Origin of the sequence: Nonomuraea sp. NPDC001636 (genome assembly GCF_040298265.1) — a bacterium.
Lineage (GTDB): Bacteria > Actinomycetota > Actinomycetes > Streptosporangiales > Streptosporangiaceae > Nonomuraea.
In genome coordinates, this window is record NZ_JBEOZT010000089.1 from 1 (window position 1) to 1,636 (window position 1,636).

At 34.8% G+C, this 1,636-nt stretch carries 1 protein-coding gene and 1 pseudogene; one reads left to right on the plus strand and one right to left on the minus strand.

Annotated elements, in window-relative coordinates:
- Positions 1–327: pseudogene (locus tag ABT158_RS51145) on the minus strand (hypothetical protein); the annotation flags it as partial.
- A 110-nt stretch (positions 328–437) separates the two neighbouring features.
- On the opposite strand from ABT158_RS51145, the gene ABT158_RS51150 reads away from it, so the two are divergent.
- The gene (locus ABT158_RS51150) at positions 438–1,328 is read left to right on the plus strand and encodes an IS982-like element ISLll1 family transposase (protein WP_311805167.1); all 891 of its coding nucleotides are present in this window, start codon (positions 438–440) and stop codon (positions 1,326–1,328) included.
- Positions 1,329–1,636: the final 308 nt, after the last annotated feature.

Consider the following 1,636-nt stretch of genomic DNA (forward strand, 5'->3'; position numbering starts at 1 on the left):
TGCATCGTGTACACAGGCATGCATTACTCCTGGATTGACCGATTTAAAACTTAAATCATTATCTTCAAAAATAGCAAGAGCATCAAAGTCTGCTCTCAACGCAAGAGTTTTTCCGGATTTTCCACCTTCAATATCAACGATGATTCCAAATCCCTTTCCGATAAGTTTTGGTTCACAGTCAAGTTCTTTATAAAAGCCCATAATATACTTAAATGTTTCTTTTTCTTGAAAAGAAATTTCTGGGTATTGATGAAGATGACGCCTAATTTGAATCATTTCATTCTCATATTGTGTTAAGCTAGTCAACAAATTATTAAGTAGTTTCATATGATACCTCTAAACTTTCTACCCGAATTGCTAGTTAATTTCATTGGAAAATAAATAAGTCGTGCTATCCTAATCTTAAACCACTAGGCATTAGAAAGCGCACGACTTATATGACTTATAATAGCACACTTCCAAAAGTTTTTGTTTATTTACTGACAACCATTGAGACGCTTTATCAAACGAGTGTTCCCCTTGAGGTTCAAAACCGAAAAAACGTCCATCTCGCAACATCAGATTGCTTAGTTATCGCTTGTTACCTCTGGGGCGTACTGCATTTTAGTGAAACGCTTAAAGCTAAGCACCAATTGGCTCAAAGTTTATTTCCTAATTTCCTAGAATATTCTCGCTTTGTCCGCCGTTGTAATGCCCTCTTACCGAGTATCCAAGTCATTCGCCAAGCACTCGTCTTTAAAGAGGTTGAAGGAATGAGTGTATCCATTATTGACAGCTTCCCCATTCCTTTGTGTCAGCCTATTCGTAATTTCAGAAGCAAAGTTCTTGGAGATTATGCAAATGTTGGCTACAATTCTACAAAGGGACAGTACTTCTATGGATGTAAATGTCATGCTTTAGTCAGTGAATCAGGCTATGTCATAGACTACACAATTACTCCTGCTTCAATGGCTGATAGTTCAATGACCGAGGAAGTGTTGAGTCAATTTGGGACACCAACAGTCCTTGGAGATATGGGATATCTAGGTCAGTCACTGCATGATAGGCTGGAATTAAAAGGAATTGATCTAATTACACCTGTCAGGAAGAACATGAAGCAAAAGAAAATCCTTTTCCCTAATTTTTCAAAACGTAGAAAAGTGATTGAGCGAGTTTTCTCTTTTTTGACAAATCTAGGAGCTGAGCGTTGTAAAAGTCGTTCGCCTCAAGGTTTTCAATTGAAATTAGAGATGATACTTTTAGCGTATTCTTTACTGTTAAAATCAGCTAAATCACTGGAACCAGAGACTTTAAGATATTCTATCGGGTATCAAGTCATGGCTAAATAATCAACTAGCAATTCGGGTTATATCATAATTAAAAAGAATATTGTTCAAAATTTAGAAAAAAAAGTATATTCTGACGAATCGTGTTTTAAGTTCAGAATATACGTTTTGCTTTTGTTTAAGACACTTTAAAAATAGCATAATATTTATATCAACAACTAAAATCACTTGCAATTTATAAGCGATTTTTTGATTAAAAATATCCTCATACTCTCATAAAGTTGCCATAAAAATCGTTTTTTATTGTTTTTTAAACTTTTGAAAAACTAGAACCGCTTAACCATGCGTTTTTGTCGATTATATGTTTCGGA

Bases quoted from the DNA above. Each gene is read 5' to 3' on its own strand.
- ABT158_RS51150 (WP_311805167.1), top strand. From the start codon at position 438: ATGACTTATAATAGCACACTTCCAAAAGTTTTTGTTTATTTACTGACA.